The 16,532-nt window shown below is 59.3% G+C and carries 14 protein-coding genes; 3 read left to right on the plus strand and 11 right to left on the minus strand.

What is annotated here, in order from left to right; translation table 11 throughout:
- Positions 1-200: 200 nt before the first annotated feature.
- Positions 201-1,199 carry an AraC family transcriptional regulator gene (locus PspS34_RS21365; RefSeq protein WP_154860366.1) on the plus strand — a complete coding sequence of 333 codons (999 nt, stop codon included), beginning with the start codon at positions 201-203 and terminating at the stop codon, positions 1,197-1,199.
- Positions 1,200-1,243: 44 nt separating this feature from the next.
- On the opposite strand, the gene PspS34_RS28380 is transcribed toward PspS34_RS21365, so the two are convergent.
- From PspS34_RS28380 to PspS34_RS21385, 4 genes are all read right to left on the minus strand, one after another.
- Complete coding sequence (locus PspS34_RS28380) at positions 1,244-1,999, minus strand: polysaccharide deacetylase family protein (RefSeq protein ID WP_154860367.1); 756 nt, start codon at positions 1,997-1,999, stop codon at positions 1,244-1,246.
- 197 nt (positions 2,000-2,196) lie between these two features.
- Positions 2,197-3,543: an ATP-binding protein gene (locus PspS34_RS21375; protein ID WP_150812149.1), complete on the minus strand. Its 1,347-nt coding sequence runs from the start codon at positions 3,541-3,543 to the stop codon at positions 2,197-2,199.
- Positions 3,540-4,217 carry a response regulator transcription factor gene (locus PspS34_RS21380; RefSeq protein ID WP_046043028.1) on the minus strand — a complete coding sequence of 226 codons (678 nt, stop codon included), beginning with the start codon at positions 4,215-4,217 and terminating at the stop codon, positions 3,540-3,542. Before PspS34_RS21380 ends, PspS34_RS21375 begins: the two co-directional genes overlap by 4 nt.
- Positions 4,218-4,337: 120 nt before the next feature.
- Complete coding sequence (locus tag PspS34_RS21385; RefSeq protein ID WP_154860368.1) at positions 4,338-4,940, minus strand: hypothetical protein; 603 nt, start codon at positions 4,938-4,940, stop codon at positions 4,338-4,340.
- Positions 4,941-5,173: 233 nt separating this feature from the next.
- On the opposite strand from PspS34_RS21385, the gene PspS34_RS21390 reads away from it, so the two are divergent.
- Positions 5,174-5,899: a 4'-phosphopantetheinyl transferase superfamily protein gene (locus tag PspS34_RS21390; protein WP_202982161.1), complete on the plus strand. Its 726-nt coding sequence runs from the start codon at positions 5,174-5,176 to the stop codon at positions 5,897-5,899.
- 127 nt (positions 5,900-6,026) lie between these two features.
- Here the strand turns inward: PspS34_RS21390 and PspS34_RS21395 are convergent, their stop codons facing one another.
- Positions 6,027-7,637, minus strand: coding sequence for an ATP-binding protein (locus PspS34_RS21395; RefSeq protein WP_150812147.1), 1,611 nt, complete (start codon positions 7,635-7,637; stop codon positions 6,027-6,029).
- Positions 7,634-8,356 (minus strand): winged helix-turn-helix domain-containing protein, encoded by a 723-nt coding sequence (locus tag PspS34_RS21400; RefSeq protein WP_008051517.1) that lies wholly within the window; start codon positions 8,354-8,356, stop codon positions 7,634-7,636. Before PspS34_RS21400 ends, PspS34_RS21395 begins: the two co-directional genes overlap by 4 nt.
- Before the next feature lie 738 nt (positions 8,357-9,094).
- On the opposite strand from PspS34_RS21400, the gene PspS34_RS21405 reads away from it, so the two are divergent.
- A complete protein-coding gene (locus PspS34_RS21405; protein WP_150812146.1) occupies positions 9,095-11,989 on the plus strand; it encodes a ribonucleoside-diphosphate reductase subunit alpha in 2,895 nt (964 codons plus the stop codon).
- A gap of 372 nt (positions 11,990-12,361) precedes the next feature.
- Here the strand turns inward: PspS34_RS21405 and flgE are convergent, their stop codons facing one another.
- The 5 genes from flgE to cheR all read right to left on the minus strand — a co-directional run bounded on the left by flgE (position 12,362) and on the right by cheR (position 16,517).
- Entirely contained in the window at positions 12,362-13,702 is a 1,341-nt protein-coding gene (gene flgE / locus PspS34_RS21410) for a flagellar hook protein FlgE (RefSeq protein ID WP_150812145.1), read from the minus strand.
- Between the two features lie 31 nt (positions 13,703-13,733).
- On the minus strand, positions 13,734-14,453 hold the full coding sequence (gene flgD, locus PspS34_RS21415; protein ID WP_150812144.1) for a flagellar hook assembly protein FlgD: 720 nt from the start codon (positions 14,451-14,453) through the stop codon (positions 13,734-13,736).
- A gap of 15 nt (positions 14,454-14,468) precedes the next feature.
- Positions 14,469-14,912, minus strand: a complete 444-nt coding sequence (flgC, locus tag PspS34_RS21420) for a flagellar basal body rod protein FlgC (protein ID WP_057713632.1) — start codon at positions 14,910-14,912, stop codon at positions 14,469-14,471.
- A gap of 3 nt (positions 14,913-14,915) precedes the next feature.
- Positions 14,916-15,323 (minus strand): flagellar basal body rod protein FlgB, encoded by a 408-nt coding sequence (gene flgB, locus PspS34_RS21425; protein ID WP_008051530.1) that lies wholly within the window; start codon positions 15,321-15,323, stop codon positions 14,916-14,918.
- A gap of 366 nt (positions 15,324-15,689) precedes the next feature.
- The gene (gene cheR, locus PspS34_RS21430; RefSeq protein WP_007980127.1) at positions 15,690-16,517 is read right to left on the minus strand and encodes a protein-glutamate O-methyltransferase CheR; all 828 of its coding nucleotides are present in this window, start codon (positions 16,515-16,517) and stop codon (positions 15,690-15,692) included.
- Between the last annotated feature and the right edge of the window lie 15 nt (positions 16,518-16,532).

Genomic DNA, 16,532 nt, shown 5'->3' on the forward strand with positions numbered 1-16,532 from the left:
CCGTGCCACCTTCCGTAAAATCCCTGCAAGCCTTTTTATATATGGGGTTGCAGCGAATTCCCTGTCACCGAATGGGTACAAGCATGTGGCGGATTTCCGCCCCTGCACTGAAAGTCGTCCTGCAATTTGGCGGATATCCGCCCTGTTCACGCCCGCGGCGCGCAGCTAACATCCGTCGATCAACGGTCAGATCTGCTGCCATGCGCGAACGCACCATCGCCAGTCACTTCGCCCGCGCCGCCCTGGGTGGTGCGCGTCGGCACGGCTACGACTATTCGGGCCTGCTACAGCAACTGGGAATCAGCCCCGAGTTGCTGGACGAACCCCGGGCACGCATCGCTCCGGAGCAATTCACCCAACTGATCCAGGCGTTATGGCTGGCACTGGACGACGAGTACCTTGGGTTCGGGCAAGCCCCAAGCAGGCCAGGCAGCTTCGCAATGATGTGCCATGCCGTGATTCACTGTCGCAGCCTGGATAAGGCACTCCATCGCGGCTTGTTGTTTTACAGCCTGTTCCCCGGGGCGCCGCGTTTGACCCTGAGCCGCGAAGATGAATGGGTGCGCCTGAGCCTGGACGACTCGCAGCTCTGGGACCCGGATCATTTCCTCAGCGAAAGCCTGTTGGTGATCTGGCACCGTTTCGGCAGCTGGCTGATCGGTCAGCGCATTCGCCTGGAACAGGCCACGCTCAGCTACCCCCGGCCGGAACACGGCGCCGAGTACGACCTGCTGTTTTCCTGTCCGCTTGAGTTTTCCAGGCCCCAGAGCAGCCTGTTGTTTCACAGCCGCTACCTGGCCATGCCGTTGTTGCAGGATGAACGCACCCTCAAGCATTTCCTCGAACGCTCCCCCGCCGACCTGCTCTCGCGCCCGGACGATGGCGACAGCTTGAGCAGCCGACTGCGGCGCTTGTTCAGTCGCGACAGTTCACACTGGCCCGACCTGGAAGCCGTGGCCGCCCACCTGCACATCAGCCCGCAGACCTTGCGCCGGCATTTGCGGGAAGAGGGTTCCAGCTTTCAGGAATTGAAGGACCAGTTGCGCCGGGACATCGCGATTTATCACCTGAGCCGCGCTGACCTGTCGTTGCAACAGATCGCCGAGCAGTTGGGGTTTTCCGAGCCGTCGGCGTTTCACCGGGCGTTCAAGAAATGGACGGGGCTGACGCCGGGGGCTTATCGGGCGCAGGAGAACTGAATTTTCAGCACCTGCGTTACACCCCGTCCAGATTTGGCGAACGCTTACCCTAAAGGCGGGATGATCAGTGACAGGCCAGGGTAAATTTTATCTGGATGATCCAGCACCGACCTGTTCGCATTAAAGATCAGTAGGTATTTGGCAGCATCACCATAAAACTCTCTGGCAATTGTGGACAATGTATCGCCCCTTACCACCACATACATATTCAACTGACTGACCGGCGCAATCGCCAGTGTGGCCGGTGACTCGAAGTCCACATCGCCCAGCAGGTTTACTTGTCCGATGAACCGGCCAAGATTATTGGCCGTGGTCGCATGAATGTCGTGCATCAGCACAATGGAATTCTTTCTTTTCCTTATTTGCTCAACACCATGGGATACCCAGCCCCCCGGTTGGTAGTTGCTGCTCCAGTCCAGGGTATCCACGTTCCAGAGAACCTGCCGATACCCCAACTCGGCGACAGTGCGATCGACCATCGCGTCGTGAGCGCCATAAGGCGGCCTCATGATCAGGTCCGGCTGCTGGTAGGGAGTCAGCGCCTGTTCCGTCATTTTGACTTGATCGATGATGGTGTCTTTGTCCTGGCCGACCAGCCTTAGATGATCGTAAGTGTGATTGCCGATCCGGTGCCCTTCGCCCAGGATGCGCTTGATACGCTCGCCATGTCTGGCAACAAGATTGCCAACAATAAAAAACGTTGCCTTGATATCAAACAGCGCCAGTGTTTCCAGCACGGTTTCGGTCTGTGCTTGCCGAGGACCGTCGTCAAACGTCAGCCAAACTTTCTTCCTTTCCATCTTTATCTCCTTTGATGGCTTGTAACGCTTCAGCCCCTATCCCCTCATGCAACCAACTCAGACTCTGCGTGTGCATGTCGTTAATAAGGCGAGGCTTATTACTTGCCACCAAACGGCTGAACGCCAACAAAATATTGTTGCCGGTCGTTTAACGCTTGATGCCTGTAGCCCGAAAAGACTGCTATCAAATACCCCCTTCACACCGCCGGAAAATAAATCCGGAACGCCGCTCCGCCCATCGGTGAATCCCCCAGGGTCAGCTTGGCGCTGTAGCTTTCGATGATGTCCTTGACCACCGCCAGGCCGATACCCTGCCCCGGGTGCTGGCGATCCAGCCGTTCTCCGCGCTCGAGAATCCGTGCGCGCTGATCCTGTGGTACGCCAGGGCCGTCGTCCTCGACACACAACTGCGTGCCGCTGAGGGTTTCACGCACACTGATGCGTATTTCGCCCAGGCACAGGCGATAGGCGTTTTCCAGCAGATTGCCCATCATTTCCAGCAGAGCACCCTGCTCGATCGGTACGTAACATGGGTCGGGCAAATCGAACGCGACGTGTACGCGCTTGTCGCGGTAAACCTTGTCCAGCGTGTCGCACAAGCTTTTCAGTACCGGCCGCAAATGCACCTGATGACGTACCAGGCCGCTTTTGCGCAGGCTGGCGCGCTGCAACTGGTAGCTGATCTGCTGGCTCATGCGTTCGATCTGGGCTTGCAGCACCCAGGCCTGATCGCGATCCTCGGGACGCTGGGCCATGTCTTCACTGACGCCTTGCAGCACCGCCAAGGGCGTTTTCAGGCTATGAGCCAGGTCGTCGAGGGAATCACGATAGCGACTGCGCTGCTCACGCTCACTATGCAGCAAACGGTTGAGGGAACCGGTCAGGCGCAGCAATTCCCGGGGATGTTCCTCACTGAGGCTTTCGCGGGTGCCACCTTCGATCTGGTCCAGTTCCTGGCTCAAGCGCCGCAATGCCTGCAAGCCCCAGGTCAGGCCGATCCACAGCAACGCCAGCAGCACCAGCAGTGCCGCGCCAAAACCCAGATAGAGATTTTCCCGCAGGCCTTCGAGGGTCAGTTCGTACTCGCGAACCGGCTGCAACGCCACGATGCTGAAGGCTGCACTTTTGCCGCCGAGCAACTTGACCTCGACGTCGTAGACGAAGAACTCCTGGCCATTGGCTTCGCGGATCCGCGCAAACTCGCTGCCACGTCCGTCGTAGCGCGGTTTGTAGTTGATGCGTTCTTCCTGGGTCGCCTTCGAACGCCAGACCAGTTGCCCTTCACGGTCATAGATATAGCCGAGCAATCGGCTGTCGGTGAGGTTGAAGCGCTCGTCGGGCAATTGCGCTGGCATCTGCAGGCTGTTGTTCTCCACCCGGGCAGCCGAGATCAGCGTGGTCACGTCGGATGCCAGACGCTGCTCGATGGAGTCCTGCAGCGCCAGGCTGAAGGCACCCTGCATCGCAGGCAGCAACGCCAGCATGAACAACACCGCCAACAGCGTGGCGGCGAGCATCAAGCGTATGCGCAGCGAACGGATCAAGTGCAACGCTCGTTGAACAGGTAGCCCAGGCCGCGCACGGTGTCGATCGGTTTGAACCCGCCCGGCCCCTCCAGTTTGCGGCGCAGACGGCCGACCAGCACCTCGATCACATTCGGATCACGCTCGTCGTCATCCGGGTAGAGCTGTTCCATCAAGCGATCCTTGGGCACCACTTGCTGATGGTGACGCATCAGGTATTCGAGAATGCGGTACTCATACGCGGTCAGTGCCAGCGGCTGTTCGTCGAGGGACGCCTGCTTGCGATTCAGATCCAGCAGTAGCGGGCCAGCGACGATGGTCGACTGGGTGAAACCGCTGGAGCGTCGCAACAAGGCATTCAGGCGGGCCTCCAGTTCTTCGAACTGAAACGGCTTGACCAGATAATCATCGGCGCCGGCGGCCAGGCCTTCGACCTTGTCCTGCCAGTTACCGCGCGCGGTGAGGATCAGGATCGGGAAGGTTTTGCCACCTGAGCGCAACTGCCGGATCAGGTCGAGCCCGCTCATGCCCGGCAGACCGAGGTCGATCACCGCCAAGTCAAAGTTGAACTGCGCTGTCTGGTAAAGCGCCTCCTCGGCGTTGGCCACGGACTCGACCACGTGGCCGCTCTCCGTCAGGCGGGTTTGCAGGTGATGACGCAGCAGCGCTTCATCTTCGACGACCAGCAATTTCATATTGCTCTCCCGGGCAAATCAACATCTCCAGAAGCGCAACGTCGCACCTCAAGAGCTAACATGGCAACGCCGGATCAGTCACTCGGGCTGATCCGGCGCAGGCCGTTCACGAAACGCTTGTCAGAAAGCGTAGTTGGCGGACAGGTAAGTCTGGGCGCTACTGGTCAGGTCCAGCGAACCCTGCTTGCTGCCGCCACGCTCACTCATCTCGGTGCTGGCGTTGCTACGCAGGTAACGGTAACCCAGTTCAACCGAGGTGTTTTGCGAAACCTGTTGCAGTACACCCACCTGGCCACCGATGGCGTAGCCGATATCACTGTCGCGGCTGAAGCCTGGCGACTCCTGAGTCATTTTGGTCAGACCGGCCGTGGCGCCACCGAACAGCTTGGTGCTAGCGCCCACCGGGTAGAACAGATCGTAGCTGCCCAGGAGATTTTCCTGACGCAGTTTAATGCCGTTGTGCGAGCCCGACACATTGTCGTAAGTGGCGTAGTAGCGGCCCTTGGTGTTTTGCTGGCCCAGACGAACACCCCAGGTGGTGTCCTTGCCGATTACGCCATCGGCGTTCGGGTGATTGAGGTTGTCGTTCAGGGCGTGGGATTTTTTAACCTTGTCGCTGGTCTGTCCAAGAGTAAGGCTGGCGAAGTTGTCGTCGGACGCGAAAGCCGCGGTGCTTGCGCTCAGAACCGTGAATGCCAGAAGCAGTTTTTTGAATCCAGTCATTGGGGAGTTTCCTCATGTGCCGATTGTTTTTTGGGTACGAGGCAAGGTTACGCACCGCGCCCTGAACTCCCCCTGAACGCACCCTGAACCTGGGCTGAACCGACCCGCCCCGAATATTTCGACACGTTTCAGCAGCAGATCCGACTATGTAATGGACAAGGCCGGCGCCGACTACCAACTCGTCAGAAGCTTTGCACTACCCAGCCTCAAGCCAACCCGGCAAAATGCCGGATATGAACTCAACCCCCGCCCTGCCCGTCTGCTGCACGCCCCTCGATGACCATTGGCCGCTGCCGTTTGTGCTGCCCGATACGGTCCTGCTGAGTACTCATTTCGATAGCGCCCGACTGGACAGCGATGACTTTCAGCGCAGCGCTGTCGAAGCGCCGGCGAGCATCCAGCGCTCGGTGGCCAAACGGCAGGCGGAATTTCTCGCCGGGCGAGTGTGTGCCCGGGCCGCGTTACAGCGACTGGAAGGCTTGAGTTTCATTCCGGCCATCGGTGAAGACCGGGCACCGGTCTGGCCTGCTCATATCACTGGCTCGATCACCCACAGCACTGGTCGGGCCGCAGCGATCGTGGCGAACAAAAGCCATTGGCGCGGCCTGGGCATGGACCTGGAAAACCTGCTCAATGCCGAACGGGCCGAACGCCTGGCCGGGGAAATCCTCAATCCGCCGGAGCTACAGCGCATGGCGGCCGGTGATCACGATCAACGGGCGTTGCTGGTCACCCTGACGTTCTCGGTCAAGGAAAGCCTGTTCAAGGCGCTCTATCCGATCGTTCAGCAACGCTTTTATTTCGAACACGCCGAAGTGCTGGAGTGGCGTGAGTCGGGTGAGGTGCGGTTGCGATTGCTCACTGACCTGTCCAGCGAATGGCGCAATGGCACCGAGCTGGATGCGCAGTTCGGGGTCAAGGACGGGCAGTTGCTGAGTCTGGTCAGCATCAAGGCCTGAAGCTTTTTGGCGCATGGCGAGCCCCCTTCGCGAGCAAGCCCGCTCCCACATTGGGCTTTGTGAACACCACCGATCCAGTGTGGGAGCGGGCTTGCTCGCGAAAGCGGTTGAACATTCACCGAGAATCTCAGCGCTTCTCCTGATTCCTCGGCCAACTCAGGCTAAAGCACGCCCCGCCCAGGCTCTTGCTCTTGCCGATCAACGCGCGCCCGCCATGCCAATGGATGATGCGCCGTACAATGGACAGGCCTAACCCATGGCCTCCAGACGCGCGGGTACGGCTGTCGTCGAGACGCAGGAACGGCGTAAAGATCTTCTCCCACGCCGACTCCGGCACACCCGGCCCGTCATCCTCGATATCCACTCGGCATCGCTGCTGCCCCACTTGATAGCTGATGGTTACCCGTGATTGCGCATGGCGCATGGCATTGCTCACCAGGTTCTGGATCGCCCGATGCAGATAGCGCGGTTCAGCCTCGACCCAGGCATCGTCGTTATCGGCAGCCGATAGACACAAGCCCCGTTGCACCGTGACGTCGGCGCGCAACGGCGCCAGTTCTTCGATCACCTGATCGACCAAGGCATCCAGATCGATCCGCTGAAAGTTCAGTGCCGGCGAGCCCTGCTCCAACCGCGCGTAAGTCAGCATCTCGTCCACCAGCCGGTCGAGGTCCTCGATGTCGTGGTCCATGCCCTGGCAGTATTTTTCCAGGGCTTGCGGTGTGGTGGCCGAGCCGATCATCTCCAGGCCAAAGCGCAGGCGTGCCACCGGCGTGCGCAATTCGTGGGACACCGCACGCACCAGTTCGCGCTGGATCGCCAGCAACTGCTGCAAGTGTTCGGCCATGCCGTTGAACGCCGAGGCCAGCCGTCCCACCGAGTCCGCGCCGCGCGCCGGCACACGGGTTTCCAGGCTGCCTTTGGCAATGCGCGTGGCGGCGGCTTCCAGGCCACGCAAGCGTCGCTCCAGCTGACGCACCAACAGATAGACGATCAAACCGATCAGCGTCAGGCCCAGCGCGGCGATCAACACCAACCACTCCGGCGGATAAGGATTCATCTGATACAAAGGGCCGATTTCCAGGACCCACGGCGTGCCCACCATGCCGGCAAATACCCGGATCGAATCCCCCCCCTTGCCCAGCGCCATCACCGTGTCGCCCTCGGATACCCGACGGCTCTGGTCTTCGTCCATGTCCGCCTCGTCAACCGTGACCAGGCGCAGATCGAAGCCGAAACCCTTGCTTTCCTTCAATTGCGCCAGGCGCAAGGGCTGGTCGGCGACCGGGGTGCGCACCAGTTCATCGGTCAACAGGTAGATGGTCGCCCGGGCCAGTTGCTCGCTGATCTGCTGCACTTCCCCGGTGAGCATCAACTGTTCCTTGTCGCTGACCAGCTTGTAGACCTTCGCTGCGTGCGGCCCGGTCTGTTCCACCAGTGCCTGACCACGCAACACACGGGTGCGCTGGGTCAGGTCGAGGTCGGTCTCGGCAAAGGTTTTCAGCGCCAGCGGAATCCCCAGCAGCCGCTCCCACACCAGCAAGGCCCGATGTCGTTCGGTCTGGTTCATCGGTTGCAGGTTGTCGGCCATCAGCGAGAACGTGCCGTGGGCCAGGCGCTCGCGGTACTGCTCGCTGCGCACCTCATTCAGCAGGTGCAACGCCAGCACACCGAGCACCGCCACCAGAATCAGCGCGGCGCACATGCCGCCATAGATACGCAGGAAGATCGAGTTCACAGGGACGGATCTACGCAAGCCTCGGGAACGAACAGATAGCCTTTGCTGCGCACGGTCTTGATCAGCCGTGGATGCTCCGGGTCATCGCCGATCTTCGGGCGGATGCGCGAGATGCGCACATCGATGGAGCGGTCCTGACCGTCATAGCCAATGCCCCGCAGCGCGGTGAAGATCTCTTCCCGGGAGAGAATACGCCCGGCATTGGCCACCAGTAGCCAGAGCAGGTCGAATTCGGCGCTGGTCAGCTCGATGCCGTTGCCCTGCAGCCAGGCTTCACGCAAGGCGTTATCGACGATCAGCGGGCCGAACTGTAGACGCCGCTGTTTTTCCGGGGCGACTTCGGGCGTTTCGCTACGGCGCAGCAGCGCCTGGATGCGCGCCAGCAGCAGGCGCGGGCGTACCGGTTTGCAGACGTAGTCGTCAGCCCCCAGGTCCAGGCCGAGAATCTGGTCGGTGTCATCGGTGCGGGCAGTGAGCATCAGGATCGGGCCGTCATATCGGGCGCGGACCTTGCGGCAAATGCTCAGGCCATCTTCACCGGGGAGCATCAGGTCGAGGATCACCAGGTCCGGTTGTTCCTTGATGATGCGATTCGCAGCGAGCGCACCATTGCCTTCGATCGAAACACGCAGGCCATTGGCTTCCAGGTAATCGCGGGTCAGTTCGGCCAGTCGCTGGTCGTCCTCCACAATCAATACCTGCCAGGCTTCTTGCTCCACGGGTGACCTCTGCTTGCCAAAAACACTAATAAGGAAGGATCCGCCCCTCTTTTTGTAATGATTCGGGGGGATAAATATGTATACACACTGGGCCGATTGTATAAACGCCGCCCGTCGAGAACACAAGCGGGTAAATGCGTTCGGACAACAGGGTTTTTTGTGATAGGGTTCGCGCCCTTAAAAATCCGCCCGAGCGTTTTCGATGGTTGAAAATCGCTGAAAAAAGGTCCGGTCCAGCAGCGTCGCGGCCTACACGCCGGTTACCTCTTTCACACACAATTTACGCACAGGTTTATCCACAGGCAGTACGTTGCATTCGCCCCCCAAAACGCATTATCTTGTACCCCGGCGCTAAAAAACCCCTAGATGTAGGGTTTTGCGCGAGAAACCAAACACAAACCAGACACCAATTTCAAGCGCTTTTATTGCCTCTGTCCGGTTGAACCATACGTATTTTTGAAAGACCAAACCGCGCGTGCGGATGGCTACTGTATTTCGGCCCCGAGTGGTGAAAACGGTACGGGTGTTGCAGTCCCAACTGTCACCTTCAAAGGACTCCGGTCTCAGGCCCAAGGCGTGAGACCAAAGACTTCGGCATGGAAGCGGCGCCCTATAGCCCCCTTCCTACTGTCCCGAAGTTGTTATGCCCGGCGCTCGCCGGTTGTAGTGCTTCAGGACGGAACGGTGGGCACCGTGATGGTGCCCAAACAAACATAGAGAATGTGGAGACACCCCCCCATGCAAACCGACACAACTCGCGAGAACCCGCAGGGCACCTTGCCGCAGGCCGCTGATTCGAATTCGGATCTGTCCGCCACCGCGCCAGGCCAACTGCGTGTGATCAAGCGTAACGGCACTGTCGTTCCCTACACCGATGACAAAATCACCGTCGCCATCACCAAAGCGTTTCTCGCAGTTGAAGGCGGCACCGCCGCTGCCTCGTCGCGAATCCACGACACCGTTGCCCGCCTGACCGAACAGGTCACCGCGACCTTCAAGCGTCGCATGCCATCGGGCGGCACCATCCACATCGAAGAAATCCAGGACCAGGTCGAACTGGCCCTGATGCGTGCCGGCGAGCAGAAAGTCGCCCGCGACTACGTAATCTACCGTGACGGTCGTTCGAAAGAACGCGCTGCCCACGCCCCGGCCGAGGAAGCGGTCAACGCTCACCCGTCGATCCGCATCACCCGCGCCGACGGCAGCCTGGCGCCACTGGACATGGGTCGCCTGAACACCATCGTCACCGAAGCGTGCGAAGGCCTGGAAGAAGTCGACGGCGACCTGATCCAGCGCGAAACCCTGAAGAACCTGTACGACGGCGTGGCCCTGACCGACGTCAACACCGCCCTGGTAATGACTGCCCGCACCCTGGTTGAGCGCGAGCCAAACTACTCGTTCGTGACCGCGCGCCTGCTGATGGACACCCTGCGTGCCGAAGGCCTGGGCTTCCTCGGTGTGGCCGAGAGCGCCACTCACCACGAGATGGTCGACCTGTACGCCAAAGCGCTGCCGGCCTACATCGCCAAGGGTATCGAATACGAGCTGCTGAACCCTGAGCTGGCCAAGTTCGACCTGGAAAAACTCGGCAAGGCGATCAACCACGAGCGCGACCAGCAGTTCACCTACCTGGGCCTGCAAACCCTGTACGACCGTTACTTCATCCACAAGGACGGTATCCGTTTCGAACTGCCGCAGGTGTTCTTCATGCGCGTGGCCATGGGCCTGGCGATCGAAGAGAAAGACCGCGAAGCCCGTGCCATCGAGTTCTACAACCTGTTGTCGTCCTTCGACTACATGTCGTCGACCCCGACCCTGTTCAACGCCGGCACCCTGCGTCCACAGCTGTCGAGCTGCTACCTGACCACCGTGCCGGATGACCTGTCGGGCATCTACCACGCGATCCACGACAACGCCATGCTGTCCAAATTCGCCGGCGGCCTGGGCAACGACTGGACGCCAGTCCGTGCACTGGGTTCGTACATCAAGGGCACCAACGGCAAGTCCCAGGGCGTTGTACCGTTCCTCAAAGTAGTGAACGACACCGCCGTCGCCGTTAACCAGGGTGGCAAGCGCAAAGGCGCTGTATGTGCCTACCTGGAAACCTGGCACATGGACATCGAAGAGTTCATCGAACTGCGCAAGAACACCGGTGATGATCGCCGTCGTACCCACGACATGAACACCGCCAACTGGATCCCTGACCTGTTCATGAAGCGTGTCTTCGATGACGGCAAGTGGACCCTGTTCTCGCCATCCGAAGTGCCGGATCTGCACGACCTGACCGGCAAGGCCTTCGAAGAGCGTTATGAGTACTACGAAGCCCTGACCGAGTACCCGGGCAAGGTCAAGCTGTTCAAGACCATCCAGGCCAAAGACCTGTGGCGCAAGATGCTGTCCATGCTGTTCGAAACCGGCCACCCATGGCTGACCTTCAAGGACCCGTGCAACCTGCGCAGCCCGCAGCAGCACGTGGGCGTGGTCCACAGCTCGAACCTGTGCACCGAAATCACCTTGAACACCAACAAGGACGAGATCGCCGTTTGCAACCTGGGCTCGATCAACCTGCCGAACCACATCGTCGACGGCAAGCTGGACACCGCCAAGCTGGAACGCACCGTGAACACTGCCGTGCGCATGCTCGATAACGTTATCGACATCAACTACTACTCGGTGCCGCAAGCGAAGAACTCCAACTTCAAACACCGTCCGGTCGGCTTGGGCATCATGGGCTTCCAGGATGCGCTGTACCTGCAGCACATTCCTTACGGTTCCGACGCTGCCGTCGAGTTCGCCGACAAGTCGATGGAAGCGGTCAGCTACTACGCGATCCAGGCTTCCTGCGACCTGGCTGATGAGCGTGGCGCCTACGAGACCTTCCAGGGTTCGCTGTGGTCCAAAGGCATCCTGCCGCTGGATTCGCAACAAATCCTGATCGAAGCCCGTGGCCAGAAGTACATCGATGTCGACCTGAAGGAATCCCTGGACTGGGCACCGGTTCGCGCCCGCGTGCAGAAAGGTATCCGTAACTCCAACATCATGGCCATCGCACCGACCGCAACCATCGCCAACATTACTGGCGTATCGCAGTCGATCGAGCCGACCTACCAGAACCTGTATGTGAAATCGAACCTGTCGGGCGAATTCACCGTGATCAACCCGTACCTGGTTCGCGACCTGAAGGCTCGCGGTCTGTGGGACTCGGTCATGATCAACGACCTGAAGTACTACGACGGTTCGGTGCAGCAGATCGAGCGCATCCCGCAAGAACTCAAAGAGCTCTACGCGACTGCTTTCGAAGTGGACACCAAGTGGATCGTTGACGCCGCCAGCCGTCGTCAGAAGTGGATCGACCAGGCTCAGTCGCTGAACCTGTACATCGCTGGCGCTTCGGGCAAGAAACTGGACGTGACCTACCGCATGGCCTGGTACCGTGGCCTGAAAACCACTTACTACCTCCGTGCCCTGGCTGCGACCAGCACCGAGAAGTCGACCATCAACACCGGCAAGCTGAACGCGGTTTCCAGCGGCGGCAACCATGGTGACGACTCGGTCCTGGCGGCTCCTGCAGGTCCCGCTCCAGTGCCAAAGGCTTGCGCCATCGACGAGCCGGATTGCGAAGCTTGCCAATAAGCTGAGCCGGTAACACAAAACCCCCGACAGGCCTTCGGCTTGTCGGGGGTTTTCTTTTGTCTGCCTGCAGGAGCGAGCTTGCTCGCCCCTACAGGGGGCCGGGCTTTTCCTGGATAAACACCATCAACTGTAGGAGCGAGCTTGCTCGCGATGGGCGCTAACGATAACGCGTGCCAACTGGTTAAACGTGGCGCTCTTTAGTCCATCGCGAGCAGGCTCGCTCCCACAGGGGGGCGTTTTTTTCCCTGACAAATACGATCAGCTGTGGGAACGAGCCTGCTCGCGAAGAGGCGGCCATCACATCCAACACAAAACCTCAGTCCACAAAAAAGCCCCTCTAATGAGGGGCTTTTCATGCAGCGCAGTCCAGCATCAAGTCATCTGAATGGTGGTCTGCATGATGGTGCTCTGGGTGGAGATGGTCTTGGCGTTCGCCTGGTAGTTGCTCTGCGCCTTGATCAGGTCGACCAGTTCGTTGGTCAGGTTGACGTTGGACTCTTCCAGGGAGTTGGAAACGATCGAACCCAGGGTGCCAGTCTCCGGCGCATCGTAGCCCGGAATACCCGAGGTGTAGGTTTCTTTCCAGCTGGTGCCACCTACCGGCTGCAGACCTTGTTCGTTGGTAAAACTGGCCAACGAAATCTGGCCGATGGGCTTGGTCTGGTTGTTGCTGAAGTTGGCCAGAAGTACGCCGCTGCCGTCGATGGTCAGGTTGGTGATCTGGCCAGTGGCATAGCCATTCTGCGATGGAATCGAACGCGCGGTGTCGGCGTTGAACTGGGTGGTGCTGCCCATGGCGATGGTCACGCCCGCCGGATCGGCTGCCGCGCCGTTGGCTGCCCAGACACCATTGGTGACGGTACCCGGAGTCCAGTTGCTGATTTTCAGTTCATTGCTGATGATCGATGTTGGCGGGGTCGTCGGCGGCGTCACTGGAGTGCTGACCGAAACCAGTTTGCCGGATGTATCAAATGTCATTGTCGAAGCAATTGGATCAACTGCACCCGTACCGGTAGGCGAGGAACCGTCCGGGTTGCGACCGTCGATCAGGGTATAGGTATCCCAAGTGTTCGCCCCAGTCTTGACCATGTATTGATCCATGGTGTGCTGGTTACCCTGAGTGTCGAAAATCGGGGTACTGAACTGCTTGGTGAAAGTTTCCTGTTTGGACGGATCGAATTTGTTGGTGGCGACCGACTGGTCAATCTCCGCTGCCGTAGAGTTCAGGTTGATCGTCGACGAAACAGTGCTGGTGGATTTCGGCGCCAGGTTGGAGGTGTCGATCCGCAGGTCGGTCAGCACGCCATTGACGATCTTGCCGTTGGAATCCACACCGTAACCTTGCAGGCGGGCAGTACCGTCGCTGTTGGTGACATAGCCGTCCTTGTCGGTCTTGAACGTACCGGCACGGGTGTAGGTCAGCGAACCGTTGTTGCTCAGGACGAAGAAGCCATTGCCCTGGATACCCATGTCGAGCACGTTGCCAGTGTTGCTCACGTCACCCTGGCCGAACTGCTGGGAAACGTTGGCCAGGCGCACGCCGTTGCCGACGGTCTTGCTGCCGGTGCCAAGACGGGTCGCCGAGTACACGTCTTCGAATTCTGCGCGGGACGATTTGAAACCGGTGGTCGCGACGTTGGCGATGTTGTTGCCGGTCACGTCCAGTTGTTTGTTGGATGCAAAGAGACCGCTAAGGCCGATATTAAAAGACATGATCCACTCCTTTGTGCCGGGTTAGTCGGCTTTACATACCAATGGTTTGTACTTTGGACAGAGCGATGGTGCCCAGCCCGGCCAGATTGAGCATCAACTCACCGCCAGTCTGGCTGATGGTCACGCTGTTGACGGTCGCTGGCAGGTTGGTGATCAGCGCCACGGACTGCCCATCGATCGTGCTGGTAGCGCCGAAGGTGTAAGTACCTGCTGCTACCGTTTCGCCCGCGTCATTCTTGCCGTCCCAGATGAAGCTGGCGTTGCCTGCTTTCTGAGCACCTAGGTCGATGGTGCGTACGGTCTTGCCGTCCGCATCAGTGATCTTCAGGGTGGCGGCGGCCACAGACGATGGCACCACCACCGTACCGCTGAGGCTCTTCGACGTGTCGACCACAGCCTTGTCACCGGGTGCAATGACCGAACGCCCCACCAACGACGAAGCCTGCAACGCCTGGGACGAGTTGTAGTTGCTGGCCAGACCGCTCACGGTGTCGTTGAGCGTGGTAATGCCTTCCAGGCTGCTGAACTGCGCCAACTGGGCCACGAAAGCGCCGTTGTCCTGCGGCTCCAGCGGGTTCTGGTTTTTCAGCTGGGTCACCAGCAACTGCAGGAATGCATCCTTGCCCAGAGCCTTGTTGCCCGTGGCGCTGCCGGTTGCCGATGCCAGGCCATCAGTCGTGGTGGTCTTGATCGAAGAGTTGGCCAGGATATCGTTGAGGCTCAAACCACTGGTGGAATCGGTAACACTCATCTGAGTCGCCCCTTATCACTGACCGAGGGTCAGGACCTTCTGCATCATGGTTTTGGCGGTGTTCATCATTTCGGCGTTGGTCTGGAAAGAACGGCTTGCGGAAATCATGTCGGCCATTTCCTCCACCACGTTGACGTTCGGGTAGTAGACGTAACCCTTGGCATCGGCCGCCGGATGGTTCGGCTCGTAGCGCGCGTCAAGATTGCTCTGGTCTTCGACTACACCCAGCACCTGAACACCCTGACCGGCGGCGTCCTGGCTCTGGAACAGCGAATCGCTGCCGCCGCTCTGCCCGCCCTGGAACATGGTGGCGAATACCGGGTGACGCGCACGGTAGGTCTGGTCGATGCTCGACGAGACCGTTTCGGCGTTGGCGATGTTCGAAGCGACGGTGTTCAAACGCGTGGTCTGCGCACTCATGCCGCTACCGGCAATGTTGAAAACACTGGATAGAGACATGGCTTATTCTCCGCGCAGGGCTGACACCAGCCCTTTGAATTTGCTGTTGAGCAGGGTGAAGCTGGCCTGGAAGCCGATCGCGTTTTCCGCGTAGTTCGACTGCTCCAGCTGGGCGTCCACGGTGTTCTGGTCAATCGACGGTTGCATCGGCGTGCGATACAGCAACGACTCGTCGCCATTGCCCAGGCCTTCAGCCTCGATATGACGGCTGTTGGTCATGTTCAAGGCGAAAGTGCCGCTTTTGGTTTTCTCGTTCTGCTCGGCGAGCACTTTCGAGAAGTCCAGGTCCCGAGCCTTGTAGTTCGGGGTATCGGCGTTGGCGATGTTGTTGGCCAGGACTTCGGCACGCTGGGCTCGGAAGCCCAGGGCTTGTTCGTGGATACCGAGCGCTTTATCGAAGCTGATGCTCATGTCGGGAAACCTTCGGGTGACCTGATTTTTCGTAGGATCAACTTAGCAAGCCCCATGCCAATTCAAAAAACCCCGGAAACCGGGGCCTTGCAGGCCATGGCAACACGGCAATGCCAGAAAAGCGGCAACGGTTTTCCGCCGGATGCCGCTTTTCTGCCGCTTCCAACATGCGCAAGGACACCATCTGCTCCTGTGGGAGCGGGCTTGCTCGCGAATGCGGAGTATCAGTCGACATAAACATTGACTGGCACACCGTATTCGCGAGCAAGCCCGCTCCCACACTGGATCGCGGAGTGTCAGCAAAAAACATCAGGCATAAAAAACGGGAGCCACTTGGACTCCCGTTTTTTTGATACTGCCAAAAAATCACTTCGCCTGGTAAATGATCCCCGGGCTGCACTGGACCATCTGGTAATGATCCGGCAAACCGTTCAGTGCTTCGGAAGCACCGAGGAACAGGTAACCGCCCGGCTTCAACGTGCTGTGGATGCGCAACAGGATGTCCTTCTTCACCTCGGCGGAGAAGTAGATCAACACATTGCGGCAAAACACGATGTCGAACTTGCCGAGGCTCGCGTAGCTGTCCAGCAGGTTGAAGGAACGGAATTCCACCCGGCTCTTGATCGGCGCCTTGATCGCCCAGCGCCCCGGCCCTTTCGGGTCGAAATAACGCTGCAGGCGCTCAGGCGACAGGCCGCGGCCGATGGCCAGGCTGTCGTACTCGCCGGTCTTGCAGTTGTTCAGCATGGTACCGGACAGGTCGGTGGCAACAATCTGTACGCCCATCCTCAACTGGCCCATGTTGACCCGCTCGAACTCGTCGATGGACATCGACAGCGAATACGGTTCCTGGCCCGACGAGCATGCTGCCGACCAGATGCGCAGGCGCTGACCGGGACTGGCCTTGATCGCTTCGGGCAGTACCTTGTTCTTCAAGACTTCAAACGGGTAGGTGTCACGAAACCACAGGGTTTCGTTGGTGGTCATGGCATCCACCACCTGCTCGCGCAAACCGCTGCGCGGCTGGGTCTGCATGCGCTGAACCAGTTCCCCCAAAGACTTGATGCCTTGCTGTTCCATCAGTTTGTTGAGACGGCTGGAGACCAGGTACTGCTTGTTTTCACCGAGCAAAATGCCACAGGCTTTTTCCAGGAACACCCGGAACTGTTCGAAATCCAAATTACCCGTAGACAATGATGCCGCCTCTTA

This window comes from Pseudomonas sp. S34 (assembly GCF_009866745.1).
Lineage (GTDB): Bacteria > Pseudomonadota > Gammaproteobacteria > Pseudomonadales > Pseudomonadaceae > Aquipseudomonas > Aquipseudomonas jessenii.